General features: G+C 62.8%; 8 protein-coding genes, 2 tRNA genes and 2 rRNA genes (1 of these 12 only partly in view). 7 read left to right on the plus strand and 5 right to left on the minus strand.

The features are described from left to right. The 4 genes from HPT29_RS09755 to HPT29_RS09770 all read right to left on the minus strand — a co-directional run. A 23S ribosomal RNA gene (locus HPT29_RS09755) occupies nucleotides 1–119 on the minus strand (it extends 2,690 nt beyond the left edge of the window). Between the two features lie 255 nt (nucleotides 120–374). After that, nucleotides 375–450: transfer RNA gene (locus tag HPT29_RS09760), tRNA-Ala, on the minus strand. Nucleotides 451–462: 12 nt separating this feature from the next. After that, a tRNA-Ile gene (locus tag HPT29_RS09765) sits at nucleotides 463–539 on the minus strand. 167 nt (nucleotides 540–706) lie between these two features. After that, nucleotides 707–2,193: ribosomal RNA gene (locus HPT29_RS09770) — 16S ribosomal RNA — on the minus strand. The 16S and 23S rRNA genes sit together here with 2 tRNA genes alongside, the layout of an rRNA operon. A gap of 1,186 nt (nucleotides 2,194–3,379) precedes the next feature. Here HPT29_RS09770 and HPT29_RS09775 point away from each other — a divergent pair. Continuing rightward, a complete protein-coding gene (locus tag HPT29_RS09775) occupies nucleotides 3,380–5,926 on the plus strand; it encodes a DNA translocase FtsK (RefSeq protein WP_259060530.1) in 2,547 nt (848 codons plus the stop codon). 75 nt (nucleotides 5,927–6,001) lie between these two features. On the opposite strand, the gene HPT29_RS09780 is transcribed toward HPT29_RS09775, so the two are convergent. After that, complete coding sequence (locus HPT29_RS09780) at nucleotides 6,002–6,421, minus strand: DUF1236 domain-containing protein (protein WP_173945479.1); 420 nt, start codon at nucleotides 6,419–6,421, stop codon at nucleotides 6,002–6,004. 197 nt (nucleotides 6,422–6,618) lie between these two features. On the opposite strand from HPT29_RS09780, the gene HPT29_RS09785 reads away from it, so the two are divergent. From HPT29_RS09785 to HPT29_RS09810, 6 genes are all read left to right on the plus strand, one after another. Beyond that, a complete protein-coding gene (locus tag HPT29_RS09785) occupies nucleotides 6,619–7,377 on the plus strand; it encodes an SDR family oxidoreductase (RefSeq protein ID WP_173945480.1) in 759 nt (252 codons plus the stop codon). A gap of 207 nt (nucleotides 7,378–7,584) precedes the next feature. Further along, a complete protein-coding gene (locus tag HPT29_RS09790; RefSeq protein WP_173945501.1) occupies nucleotides 7,585–10,473 on the plus strand; it encodes a penicillin-binding protein 1A in 2,889 nt (962 codons plus the stop codon). Further along, nucleotides 10,473–11,513, plus strand: a complete 1,041-nt coding sequence (locus tag HPT29_RS09795) for a hypothetical protein (RefSeq protein ID WP_173945481.1) — start codon at nucleotides 10,473–10,475, stop codon at nucleotides 11,511–11,513. Before HPT29_RS09790 ends, HPT29_RS09795 begins: the two co-directional genes overlap by 1 nt. A gap of 492 nt (nucleotides 11,514–12,005) precedes the next feature. Next, nucleotides 12,006–12,401 carry a VOC family protein gene (locus HPT29_RS09800; RefSeq protein WP_173945482.1) on the plus strand — a complete coding sequence of 132 codons (396 nt, stop codon included), beginning with the start codon at nucleotides 12,006–12,008 and terminating at the stop codon, nucleotides 12,399–12,401. Between the two features lie 40 nt (nucleotides 12,402–12,441). Further along, nucleotides 12,442–12,945, plus strand: a complete 504-nt coding sequence (locus HPT29_RS09805) for a peptide deformylase (protein WP_173945483.1) — start codon at nucleotides 12,442–12,444, stop codon at nucleotides 12,943–12,945. Between the two features lie 35 nt (nucleotides 12,946–12,980). Continuing rightward, complete coding sequence (locus HPT29_RS09810; protein ID WP_173945484.1) at nucleotides 12,981–13,205, plus strand: hypothetical protein; 225 nt, start codon at nucleotides 12,981–12,983, stop codon at nucleotides 13,203–13,205. The last annotated feature ends 100 nt before the right edge of the window (nucleotides 13,206–13,305 follow it).

The following is a 13,305-nucleotide window of genomic DNA, read 5'->3' on the forward strand; positions in this document are numbered from 1 at the left end:
TTCGGAGATTCCTGGATCAAAGCTCGTTCGCAGCTCCCCAAGACTTATCGCAGCGTACCACGTCCTTCATCGCCTCTCAGCGCCAAGGCATCCACCAGATGCTCTTACGACACTTGATTACTCTCATGATCAATGTCCGCTCGGCAAAGACCGGACATGACCTTCAAGAAAGACCTGTCTTCAACGCGTCACACGTTGAAGACGATTTTTGCTTGCCAAGCATATCCGACGCACACGGCTGCGGGCCGTGGCTGGTTCGCGGAACTAGGTCGTCCGCTGGTCGAATATGCCGCCTCTTTACGATTTCAAACATCCGCGCTCCCCCGCAAAGCAGGGGAGGCGAATTCCTTTGACATCCGGATACCCATAAAAAATGGTGGAGCCTGTCGGGATCGAACCGACGACCTGAAGCTTGCAAAGCTACCGCTCTCCCAGCTGAGCTAAGGCCCCGTCAAGATAAGATGGTGGGCCTGGGACGACTCGAACGTCCGACCTCACCCTTATCAGGGGTGCGCTCTAACCACCTGAGCTACAGGCCCCAATCGAAGCGCGAGCCTCGACCGATGTATCCGGAATTGAGAAGAGAAGCGAAGACGGCAGCGTCCCGCATAGCAGGGTCTGACTGACCCTATTGTTCCAAGTGTTCCGATATGAGCGACAGCCTGTTCGAGACGAACAGATGCCCCCAGTAAGAGAACATCCTTAGAAAGGAGGTGATCCAGCCGCAGGTTCCCCTACGGCTACCTTGTTACGACTTCACCCCAGTCGCTGACCCTACCGTGGTCGCCTGCCCCCTTGCGGTTGGCGCAGCGCCGTCGGGTAAGACCAACTCCCATGGTGTGACGGGCGGTGTGTACAAGGCCCGGGAACGTATTCACCGTGGCGTTCTGATCCACGATTACTAGCGATTCCGCCTTCATGCACTCGAGTTGCAGAGTGCAATCTGAACTGAGACGGCTTTTAAGGATTAGCTCCCCCTCGCGGGTTCGCTGCCCTTTGTCACCGCCATTGTAGCACGTGTGTAGCCCAGCCCGTAAGGGCCATGAGGACTTGACGTCATCCCCACCTTCCTCTCGGCTTATCACCGGCAGTCCCCTTAGAGTGCCCAACTGAATGATGGCAACTAAGGGCGAGGGTTGCGCTCGTTGCGGGACTTAACCCAACATCTCACGACACGAGCTGACGACAGCCATGCAGCACCTGTGTTCCCGCCAGCCGAACTGAAGAACCCTGTCTCCAGGATCCATACGGGACATGTCAAAGGCTGGTAAGGTTCTGCGCGTTGCTTCGAATTAAACCACATGCTCCACCGCTTGTGCGGGCCCCCGTCAATTCCTTTGAGTTTTAATCTTGCGACCGTACTCCCCAGGCGGAATGCTTAAAGCGTTAGCTGCGCCACTGACGAGCAAGCTCGCCAACGGCTGGCATTCATCGTTTACGGCGTGGACTACCAGGGTATCTAATCCTGTTTGCTCCCCACGCTTTCGCGCCTCAGCGTCAGAACCGGACCAGTCAGCCGCCTTCGCCACTGGTGTTCTTGCGAATATCTACGAATTTCACCTCTACACTCGCAGTTCCACTAACCTCTTCCGGTCTCAAGCCATGCAGTATCGAAGGCAATTCTGTGGTTGAGCCACAGGCTTTCACCCCCGACTTACAAAGCCGCCTACGCGCCCTTTACGCCCAGTGATTCCGAACAACGCTAGCCCCCTTCGTATTACCGCGGCTGCTGGCACGAAGTTAGCCGGGGCTTCTTCTGCGGGTACCGTCATTATCGTCCCCACTGAAAGAGCTTTACAACCCTAAGGCCTTCATCACTCACGCGGCATGGCTGGATCAGGCTTGCGCCCATTGTCCAATATTCCCCACTGCTGCCTCCCGTAGGAGTTTGGGCCGTGTCTCAGTCCCAATGTGGCTGATCATCCTCTCAGACCAGCTACTGATCGTCGCCTTGGTGAGCCATTACCTCACCAACTAGCTAATCAGACGCGGGCCGATCCTTCAGCGATAAATCTTTCTGCTCTCGCACGTATCCGGTATTAGCCCAAGTTTCCCTGGGTTATTCCGAACTGAAGGGCACGTTCCCACGCGTTACTCACCCGTCTGCCACTCACCCCGAAGGATGCGTTCGACTTGCATGTGTTAAGCCTGCCGCCAGCGTTCGTTCTGAGCCAGGATCAAACTCTCAAGTTGAAGAATTTGATCTCGACTATGTCACTACGCAAATTGACAGAGCACCTCCATCTCCAGCGTTGCCACTGAAGCGGTGTACTCACCAAAGCATAGATCAGGTCGATGTTCATTCCATCCGGCCCCAAAGGACCGGCGCAAGGACACCGCCGCCTACGCTTCTCTTCCCTCTCAACAATGTCAAAGAGCACGTGCCTCGCCAGGGAGACACAAAAAGAACCTCAAGCCGTCCAGCCATCCCTCGCGGAAGGCGCAGACCTCGAAGCCTCCAGGCGACCAGTCCGTTGCCGAACCCCGCCGCCGATGAGACTGATTTAGTCCCTGTTCTTTCCCCTGTCAACCGCCCGCCGAAAGTTTTTTCAAGCTTTCGTACCCGCCGCTGAAGATCTGCCGGAACACTCGCAAGCCTCTCTCAAGTAAAGGCCAAGACATCCCGTTCGCAAAAACGCTGCCGCGCCTGCGTCAACCCCGCCGGAAGGCCAAAACCTCCCAGCCCATGCCGGAAAAAACCGCCAGAGGAGCCGCTCACCACGCCCGAAGACCCTTCGAACCCGCACCGCTCATGGCCCAGACCAGATCAAACCCAGCCCGTACACCCGACGACCCGCCCCAGGCCTGACGGCCTGAACCCTGGAAAATCCGTCCTGGTGGAAAAACCCCGCAAGAGCCCCGCTTCCGCAAAACACCCTCAAGGGAGGCGCTCATATAAACCCTCCCAGACACTTTGCAAGCGACTTCTTCAAAGGAACCGCAAATGCCGGCGCTGGAAGGGGAGGGGATACCTTGTGCAAGGAAGAATATGGGGTCGCTGGAGGCCGGTTTGAAGACCCTGATGCACTATATCGTGCTGGGGACAAGTCGGGTGCCAAGTCGGGTGCAAGGAGACCGGTGCTCGCCTCCTAATCCTCTTTTTACCTTTGACGGGCGTAATCGGATCGAACCTCCTCTCGGGCCGACTCGTTCAGCCCCAACACCATAACAGACAATGAATTTCAAACGACGGTCCCCATCTTCCGCCGCCCATGGTTATGGCTCCCTCACGCGGGACGATGAAAAGCATCCCGATACTGACAATCAGGTGCCGCCGGGCGCTCCGATCGAACATCCGCAGCCTGCCATCGCGGCAAGCGGTCCGAACCCTTCGGCGTTCCCGTCGTTCGAACGGCAGCGAGTGGCTGAAGGTGCGCCCATGGGCAACGTCGATCCCCGGCCGGGCATCGGAAGGCCGAGAACGGCTGATCCACGCTCCGGCTCGCGAGAGGCGTTCGACAGCAGCCGCGCTCTTCGGGACAGAGGGCCGAACGGCGCGCCGCGTGGCGACGTCTGGGAGCAGTCGTTCTCCATGTCTCCGGACGTGCGCTTCACGCGCACCCCCGAGCGGGTTCTCAAAGAGCGCAGAATGCAGACACCCGCACAGCCGGCGACCGACGGTGACGAAAGGCAGGCCCGGGAGATCGCGTCGATGAGGGCCGCGGATCCGGCTCCCGCCGTTCAGGAACGGCTGCGCGCCCTTCAAAGCAAAGCAGCTTCCCAGGAGACTGGGAGTGCCACGACGCGCGCTTTCACCAGAACACCGCCGCAGGCTCCCGACCAGACCAGGCGGGTCGCTCCGGTCAGGCCGCGCGGAGACGCGCCTCAGAGGCATGTGCCGGCTGGTCCCGCCGCAGCCGAACCGGCTCCTTCGCCGCGCCCGGTCACGCCGCCTGCACCGCCCGTCAAGAGCAGTCCTGCCCCTTACGAACTTCCCGCCATCCAGCAATCCTACAGCTTCATGTGGCAGCCGGGGACGTATCTGCTCGATCCGACCCTGCCGACCCCTTCGGCCTCGGCTCTCGTGCCCGCGCCCATCGAGACCAGGCAGGAGGAGAGAGCTCCGGCCGTGAAGAAGGCGACTCCCCCGGTCGCCGTCGCTGCGCCCGTTCCGACGCCACTTCCTCCAGCCGCACCCGAATTGCTGCCGTGGGACGAGGACGACGTCGATGCGCAGGTGGACGATCTGCAGATGGCGCCTGGCGATGATCTTGTCGACGACGAGGACGCGATCGACGAGAGCGTTGTCGGGGTGCCGACGCGGCGCGCAGCCGTCGTGACACCCCCGCGCGCCAGCCATGCTCCTAGCGTGCCGGTGCCGGCCAACGACAGCTTCCGTCGTGAGAGCCGCGACAATTATGCGTCAGTTTCCGTCGGCGTCTCCGCGCCGGTGAGAGCCTCTTTCGAGTTCCACCTTCCGTCTCTGGATCTTCTGGCGGAGCCGAAGATCTGGGACAGCGCCGACGTGCCGGTGGAAGTGCTGCAGGAGAATGCCGCGACGCTCGAGAACGTGCTGTGGGATTTCAACGTCAAGGGCGAAATCATCAACGTTCGCCCCGGTCCTGTTGTGACGTTGTACGAGCTTGAGCCTGCGCCTGGGACGAAGTCGTCGCGGGTGATCTCGCTGGCGGACGACATCGCGCGCTCGATGAGCGCGGTCTCGGCCCGGGTGGCGGTGGTGCAGGGCCGCAACGCCATCGGCATCGAGCTGCCCAACCACAAGCGCGAGACCGTGTACCTGCGCGAGCTGCTCGCCTCCCAGGACTTCGAGGCCACCAAGCAGAAGCTCGCCCTGTGCCTCGGCAAGACCATCGGCGGCGAGCCGGTGATCGCCGATCTCGCCCGCATGCCGCACCTGCTGGTGGCCGGCACCACCGGGTCGGGCAAGTCGGTGGCGATCAACACCATGATCCTGTCGCTGGTCTACCGGCTCTCGCCGGCCGAGTGCCGGCTGATCATGGTCGATCCCAAGATGCTCGAACTCTCCGTCTACGACGGCATCCCGCACCTGCTCACCCCGGTGGTCACCGACCCCAAGAAGGCCGTGGTGGCGCTCAAATGGGCGGTGCGCGAGATGGAGGACCGCTACCGCAAGATGTCCAAGCTCGGCGTGCGCAACATCGACGGCTTCAACGCCCGGGTGGTCGAGGCCAAGGCGAAGGCCGAGACCATCACGCGCACGGTGCAGACCGGCTTCGACCGCGAGACCGGCGAGGCGATCTACGAGGACGAGGTGATGGATCTCGATCCCTTGCCCTACATCGTGGTGATCGTCGACGAGATGGCCGACCTGATGATGGTGGCCGGCAAGGAGATCGAAGGGGCGATCCAGCGCCTGGCCCAGATGGCGCGCGCCGCCGGCATCCACGTGATCCTGGCCACCCAGCGCCCGTCGGTGGACGTGATCACCGGCACGATCAAGGCGAACTTCCCGACCCGGATCTCGTTCCAGGTCACCTCGAAGATCGACAGCCGCACGATCCTGGGCGAGATGGGCGCCGAGCAGCTCTTGGGGCAAGGCGACATGCTGTACATGGCCGGCGGCGGGCGGATCACGCGCGTGCACGGGCCGTTCTGCTCGGACGAGGAGGTCGAGAAGGTGGTGGCGCATCTCAAGCGCCAGGGCCGGCCGCAGTACCTGGAGGCGGTCACGGCCGAGGAGGACGAGGGCGGGGCGGCTCCCGACGCGGCCGTGTTCGACCAGGGCGAGTTCGGGGCGCCGGGCGGGGACCTGTACGACCAGGCGGTGGCGGTGGTGCTGCGCGACAAGAAAGCCTCGACCAGCTACATCCAGCGCCGCCTCCAGATCGGCTACAACCGCGCCGCCTCGCTCATGGAGCGCATGGAAAACGAGGGCATCGTCGGACCCGCCAACCACGCCGGTAAACGCGAGATCTTGATCAATCATCTCGACATCGACGATTGATCGCCCGATCCGGCGACGAAGATCGGAAGGCGGCTCTCACGAGCCGCCTTTTTCTTGTGCGGGCTTGCCTTCGGACTACTGGATGACCTGCACGACCGTCCGGGTCTGCGGATCGACCAGCACGGTCCTGTCGTTCACGATCGTGTAGCTGTAACTGTCCCGAAGGCCGACGCTCGGGGGAACATCATAGAGCCGCACGCGCGGCGGCAGCGGCTGGCCCACGACCACTTCCTCGGTGACTCGCATCGTCGGGCGGCGCTGGGCCACCACATAGGTGCGGACCCTGGTCGATTCCTCAGCCGAGATAACGCCCCCCACGGCGGCTCCGGCGACGCCGCCGACCACGGCCCCGACCGGCCCGCCGATGACCGCGCCGGTCACGGCTCCGCCTGCAGCGCCCGTCGCGGCGCCGGTTTCAGTGCTGCTCTGGCAAGCGGCCAGCGGAAGAGCCAGAAGAGTCAGGATGGCAGCCGAATGTAGGACGTGATTGCGCATGGCGGATTCCTTTCCGGTTAGCACCATGCGAACGCGGGAAAGCTTGGCCGGTTCCCTCCCTGGCCCAACAGGCTTCCTGGCCCAACAGGTGCGCTCCGTGGTCGAAAGGTGTGTGCAGGCTCGGCTTTTGTCCTTGCTGTTCCGGTCCTCAGATGCATCTCTCATGGCAGAGGCAAAGCACGGGTCGGGAGGATAGGATGGTGGAACGTTCCAAGGTTGCGATCGTGACCGGGGCGGGAACGGGAGTGGGCAGGGCAATCAGCGCAGGGCTCCTGAACTCCGGCTACAGCGTCGTGATGGCCGGACGCCGCCGCGAAGCGCTGGAAGCCGCACAGCGGGAGATCGCCGGCGCGAGCGCCTCCACGCTTCTGGTGCCGACCGACGTGACGAACCCGGCCTCCGTGGCGGCTCTCTTCGCCGCCGCCAAGCAGGCCTTCGGGCGAGTCGACGTTCTGGTCAACAATGCCGGAATGGGGTCTCCGGCCGTTCCACTCGAGGACATCCCGTTCGAGCAGTGGCAACAGGTGGTGGCGACCAACCTGACCGGAACTTTCCTGTGCACTCAGGAAGCCTTCCGGATCATGAAGAGCCAGACCCCACGGGGTGGACGGATCATCAACAACGGTTCCGTCTCGGCCTATGCCCCGCGCCCCCTATCGGCTCCCTATACGGCCACCAAGCATGCCGTTCTGGGCCTGACGAAGTCCACTTCCCTCGACGGCCGGGCCTACGACATCGCCTGCGGGCAGATCGATATCGGGAACGCCGCCACCGACATGACGGCCCGAATGACCGAAGGCGTGCTCCAGCCGAACGGAACGCTCGCCCCCGAGCCGAGGATCGATCCCAAGCATGTGGCGGACGCCGTGGTCTACATGGCCGGACTGCCGCTGGACGCCAACGTGCTCACCATGACCGTCATGGCGACGAAGATGCCGTTCGTCGGACGGGGGTGAGACACATTGCCGTGAAGGGGGCGGGTTCACCTGGGAAGTAAGCTCGACTGCCCCATCTGACCAGGATGGCGCAGCCCACATCCGGCGCGCCGTACGGTTCCCATTCAGCTTGTCCCGGGCAGGATTCGAACCGGCAGCAGGGCACGGCCTGAACGGTCGTGCCGGTCGCTTCGCACGGGAGATTGATTGTCCGATGACGGCGGTGGAATGAGCGCGATCCTCGTCAAGATCTTTGCAACCGCCCTGACCCTGAGCCAGGTCCTCGCCGATCCGGACACGGTCAGGACGAGCTTCGATCCCGCGCGGGATCAGGAGCAGGTCTCGCAGATCCTCAAGGACGGCTGCGCTCATATGCGCCGGGCCTTCGACATCGAGGACATCAACCTCGACGATCTCATCGCCACCGCCATGGACGATCCCCAGGCCATCGCGGGCGAGATGAAGGTGTTGCAGGGCTTGAGCTTCAACGACCTCCACGCAAGTTATCGCCAATTCTGCAAGAACGAGAAGGTCGATCCTTCGCCGGTCGATCTCGCCGAGGTGATCTCCACCTACAATGCGGCGGTCGCCGGGCTCCCGGACGCCGGAAAGCTGAAAAACCTCAAGCTCCCCGGAGTGAGCGTCATCCTGGATGGAGACGGCAAGCGGTTCGCCGAGGTCTACGAGCCAGACCACCGACGCGTCTGGGTATCCCTGTCGGAGATCCCGAAAAGCGTCCAGCAGGCTTTCGTCTCGGCCGAGGACAAGCGCTTCTATCAGCACAAAGGGGTGGATGAACGCGGTGTGATCCGCGCCTTCGTGGGCAATCTCGCCAACCCGGGCCGGCCGGCCGGCGGTTCGACGATCACCCAGCAGGTGGCCAAGAACCTGCTCGTCGGCGACGATGTGACCTACGATCGCAAGATGCGGGAAATGATCGTTGCCTCGCGCATCGAGCGCGTGCTCAGCAAGGCGGAGATCCTCGAGATCTATCTCAACTCGATCTATCTCGGCCGCTCGTCATGGGGCATCGAGATGGCGGCGCGGAGCTATTTCGGGAAGAGCGCCCGGGCGCTGTCCGTCTCCGAGGGAGCTCTGCTCGCCGGTCTCGCGAAAGGGCCGAACTATTACAATCCCGATATGAAGCCTGACCGCGCTCAGGAGCGCATGGCTTACGTGCTCAGCCGCATGCAGGACGACGGGTTTCTGAAGGCCGATCAGGTTCAGCAGGCCGTCGCGGCCCTGCCGTCGAGGGTATCCTTCGAGCGCATCAAGCGCACATCGGGCTTCTACTTCGTCGATCATGTCAGCCGGGACGCCCGCACGCTCGCCGACATCGAGAACCTGAGCGCGGGCGGTTACACGGTGCGAACCACCCTCAACCCGGCCCTACAGCGGGCCACCGAGGCAGCCTTGCAGGAGGGACTCGCCCGATATGAACTGAGCATCGGGCGGCAGCGCTACCAGGGGGCCGAGGCGAACCTCGCCGGGGCCATCAGGTCGCTCGAAGGCGTTCCGGACACGGCACCTGCCTGGAGGCGGGCGCTGGGCGCGGTGCGACTGCCGCTTTACGACGTCCAATGGCCCGCGGCTGTCGTGGTCGAGAAGGGGAAGGACCGGAAGACGGGCGCCAATGTTCTGCGCGTCGGTCTGGCGGATGGGCGCATTCTGTCGCTGAACGCCTGGGAGGCGGCCCGTCGCGATCTCAAGCTCCATGACGTGGTGCGCGTTCAGGTCATCGAGCAAAAGGGCAAAGGCGCCGTTCGCGCCGATCTTCGGACTCCGCCGGCGGTGCAAGGCGGAGCGGTCGTCCTGGAGAACAAGACCGGCCGCATCCTCGCGATGGCCGGCGGCTTCTCCTATCCGTTGAGCCAGCTCAACCGGACAACGCAGGCACAGCGCCAGCCGGGCTCCGCCTTCAAGCCACTGACTTATCTCGCTGCGCTGTCGAAAGGTCTGCAGCCCAATACGCTGATCTGGGATGCCCCGGTGACGCTGCCCCCCGTGGGCGGGGATGCCACCGCTCGCGGCGATTCGTGGAGCCCCAAGAACTTCGACGGCGGGCGCTCTGGCATCATCACCCTGCGCCGTGCACTCGAAAACTCGAAGAATCTGGTGACCGCGCGCCTGCTCGACGGCGGCATTGAATCCTCTCCGGAGCAGAGCCTGAAACGGGTCTGCGAACTTGCCCTCGAGGCGCAGCTCTACCTCGAATGCACGCCGCATTACCCGTTCGTTCTTGGTGCACAGCCGGTGCGGATGATTGATCTCGCCGCGTTCTACGCGGCCGTGGCCAATGAGGGCGCCATGCCGGTGCCCCATGTCATCGAGTCCGTGGAGGAGAACGGGCGCAATGTCTACAGCCGTAAGGCCAATTCGCTTGTCCGGCTCGGCTCCGCCGATCCGGCCTCCTTCTTCCAGCTCAAAACCATGCTGCAAGGCGTGCTGGAGCGCGGAACGGCCCGCTCCCTGAAGGCGCTTGCGCCCTACGCGGCGGGAAAGACCGGAACCTCTGACGATGAGAACGATGCCTGGTTCGTCGGCTTCACGAACGACGTCACCATCGCGGTCTGGGTGGGGCACGACAATGCCGACGGCAAGCGGCGGACCCTCGGGCGCGGACAGACCGGCGGCAAGGTCGCGGCTCCCATCTTCCAGTCCATCCTTCAGGCCGCATGGGATCATCATGCGCCGAAGACCCCGCTCAGCCCGCCATCGCCTCAGGCGGCCAAGCAGCTCATCGCTCTGCCGATCGATCTGAACACAGGCGACCGGCTGACAGACGGGCAGGGGCGGGGCTTCACGGAGTACTTCCGGCTGAGCTGGTTCGGCCGGTTGAGCGAGACGCAGTTCCGCCTGGTGCCGCAGTCGGAGGTCTATGCGTTCCGTCATCCCGATCCGTGGAGCGACGGAGAGGCGAATGGCGGGCCTGAGTACCCCGAAGAGGGCCCGTATGCGCAGGGCCCCGGCTGGCTCGACAGCTTGCGGCAGAACCTTCCGTCACGCCGCCAGGCCGAGCCTGAGCGGGGTTTCCGCTGGTGGTGGGAAGACGAGGCTCCCCGGCGGCCACGGCGTGTGGATCCGGATTATTTCTGGCGCAACGGACAGGTTTACTGATGACATCGACGAAGCCTTTCGGACGGATGCTGGCCGCCTTCGCCGCACTTTTGGCCTCCGCCGGAGCCCTGCGGGCTCAAGAGTTCAAGATCGACGAAGTGCCGTCCGTAACGTCGGTCGCGCCGGCAAGGCTAAAGACCAAGACCATCTTGTTCAGCGATCATCGCGACGACAAGCTGGCAGATCCTGGCACGGGACTGATCCGGTTCGAGGACTGGGCACGCGAGAGGCCGCTCCAGAAGCAGCTCTTGAGCCCCTTTCCCGACTATGTGGAGCCGGTCATCAGGGTCTCGGTCCACGGTATTGCGAAATCCTATACCGAGAAGCTCCACATGTATGTGGTGGAGGCACGGTTTCTGATCGGCAAGGCACCCGGCGCCATCGATCTCGGGCGCTACACCCAGCTCGACGTGCTCGAAAAGATTGACCCCTCCATCAAGCATCGCCGCATCACGGTGGATCAGGCTGCCCCGCAGGCCGATCCGCAATACGCCTACAGCCGCCACCCCGGACGCCGCTGGTGCGAAGCCGAGCGCAGCCTCTGCATCGAATCCCGCTATCCGTTGGAGGGCAAGCTGCCGGTCGGGATCAGGCTCGCCAACAAGCTCGAAGAGGGCGGCAAGAAGATCTCGGAGTTCATGGAGTTCCAGACGGAGATCCGCACCCTTGCCCAGGACGAGATCGAACGGAGCGGCTTTGCCAGGCTCACTGGCCTGGATGCTCCCGTCGCTGGGGTGCTGGAGCAAACGATCTTCCACGTCAACCAGGTCATGCAGTTCGGGAAGCTGCTGACGGTCCTGCAGCCTTCGCCGGCCGATGCCGGTAAGACCGTGGCGACTATGTTCATGACCCTCGCGGTGGAAACCGACGTTCTGGAGCGCAAGAAGGAGTTCGAGAACGTTCCCGTGCTGCGGAACCTTATCCCTGCCCAGGTGCTCATGGGCAAGAGCTCGTTCAACTCCGGGAACTCCATCAGCGCCGGACTTCCCGACTATGTCCGCAACCGCATCCGCGCTCTTGCCGAGCAGTTCGACCGATAGGTCGAGGTGCAGACCCCATGAAAAAGCCCCGTTCCAAGCAGGCGGAACGGGGCTGCTGAGTGTGCGGAGGCGACAAGGGGTTGCGGGGAATGGTGCCTCCGTACGAAACCAAGCGTTTAGCTTGATCAATGTTCCTTGGGAAATGTCGAAATCGAAGCTTGGCAGGCATCAATTTTCCTTGATTGCGCCATGATCCGACCGCCCATTGGTCCTTTCGGTTACCGGCAAAGGATGTGGTGGAACGCCGCAGGCGGGTAACAAACGGTCCCGCGCATTGTTGGAGGCCAGCAGTCAGCGTTTCTTCCTCCCGAACTTGCCTTCCCTGGTTCACCCAGGGAAGGCTTTTTGTTGGGGCTCATGGCAGGTGCGGCTCTGTGGAGCAAGGGCACCCTTCCGTTCCCCGTCCTGCACTGTTATCTCCCGGAGCGTCCTACCCGTCCCTGTCGCACCCGCCGAGCCGGCGGTTGGCTCATGCCGAAGAGGTGTCGTTCCATGGCCAAGGCCATTCACTCCATGATCCGCGTGCTCGACGAACAGCGCTCCCTGATGTTCTACGACAAGGCATTCGGACTGAAGGTGGCGGAGCGCCTGGCTTTCGAGAGCTTCACGCTCGTCTATCTGAGCAACGAGCACGGAGAATTCGAACTGGAGCTGACGATCAATCACGACCGGACGGAGCCCTATTCGCTCGGCGACGGGTATGGGCACCTGGCCTTCTCCGTGGACGATCTGGAGGCGGAGCATGCCCGGTTCGAGTCGTCCGGGCTCACTCCCACCTCGCTGAAGGAGCTGAAGCTCGAGGGCAATCCTCCGGCCCGGTTCTTTTTCGTGCAGGACCCGGACGGATACAAGATCGAGGTGCTGCAGCGCGGCGGGCGCTACAAGTAGTCGGAAAATTTTCCATCGCCCCGCCTTCAAGAGGTATCACGTGGCCGTTCGTCCCATCGTCCGTTTTCCCGATCCCCGGCTGCGCCAGAAGGCGCAACCGGTCGGCATGATCGACGAGACGGTGCGGGAGCTCGCCCGGGATCTGACGGACACGATGCATGCCGCCCCCGGAATCGGCATCACGGCGCCACATGTGGGGGTTCCCGCGCGGCTCGTGGTCATTCAGCTGGAATCCGATCGCGAACCGCACATTTATATCGATCCCGACATCACATGGGCTTCTCCAGACCGCGTACGGCATGTGGAGGGCAGCGTCTCCATGCCGGGAGTGACCGATGAAATCGAGCGTCACGCCCGGGTTCGGGTGCGCTACAGGGGCCTCGATGGTTCGGAACGGGAAGAGGAGGCGGAGGGCCTGATGGCGGTCTGCCTCCAGCATGAAATCGATCAGCTCGACGGCATCTTCTGGATCGACCGTCTGTCGAAATTGAAGCGGGACCGTCTGATCAAGCGGTTCGAGAAGCTCCAGCGCATCAGGGTGTGATGGTGGAGTTGCTCTGAGAGTGGAGTTTGAAAGTCTTGTTCGAGATCTATCGTATCGAAACCGTCGCGTCTGAAGAGGCGGGCGGGGGAATCATCCGCCGCATCATGGTGCGCACCGATTCCCTCGAAAAGGCGAAGGAGCGGGCCTTGAAGGTGTTTTCTCTGGCGCGACGCCCGCAGTCGCGCGACTCAGAGGTGGAGGCCGTGCGGGTTCTGAACGGCGCTGGGCACGAGGTCTTCTCGATCAGTACGAGAGACTAGGTTCCTGCTCCGGCGGAGGATGTTCTGGGGATAACCCAAACATCATTTGACACTGCGCTTATTCACCGGTACTTGCGCGCCTCCATCGCGAAAAACGCTT

It is taken from the genome of Microvirga terrae (assembly GCF_013307435.2).
In the GTDB taxonomy this organism is placed as follows: domain Bacteria; phylum Pseudomonadota; class Alphaproteobacteria; order Rhizobiales; family Beijerinckiaceae; genus Microvirga; species Microvirga terrae.